General features: G+C 46.6%; 1 protein-coding gene and 1 pseudogene. Both read left to right on the top strand.

Annotation, left to right across the window (positions count from 1 at the left end; genetic code table 11):
• The coding region (locus B3182_RS13055) for an ATP synthase subunit I (RefSeq protein WP_292753051.1) at positions 1-291 on the top strand (291 nt) is incomplete at its 5' end.
• Between the two features lie 7 nt (positions 292-298).
• Positions 299-498: pseudogene (locus tag B3182_RS13060) on the top strand (F0F1 ATP synthase subunit A); the annotation flags it as partial.

Raw genomic sequence — 498 nt, forward strand, 5'->3', positions numbered from 1 at the left:
CTGTGGTTACATGGCAAGGATGTCGCCATAGCCGTATGCTTTGGGGGCATGATCAGTGTGGTCAACACACTATTGCTGAAATGGCATTTACTGAGAACAGTCGTTAAGGCTGGTGCCAATCCGGCAAAGAATCTCGGTGGCGTATACAGGTGTATTGCAGAACGATGGGTTTTTACCCTGGCCATGTTTGTGGTTGGCTTCGCGGTGTTTGAATTTTCCGCGTTACCGCTCTTGCTCGGCTTCGTCGCGATACAAGTGGTTTTATTGTTTGGAAATATGAAACAGGCTTGAGACAAACATGGCGGAAGAATTAACAACTTCAGGATACATCAAGCATCACCTGCAAAATCTGACCTTTGGTCCGAAACATGAAGAGATAGAGGCAGGCGTTTGGGCTCCAACAGGTGATTATGGTTTTGCAATGTCTTCTGGTGAAGCAGCGCAAATGGGTTTTTGGTCCATCAATGTCGACACCATGTTTATGTCGATTCTACTTGG

Source organism: Methylophaga sp. UBA4204 (assembly GCF_002379485.1).
In the GTDB taxonomy this organism is placed as follows: Bacteria; Pseudomonadota; Gammaproteobacteria; order Nitrosococcales; family Methylophagaceae; genus Methylophaga.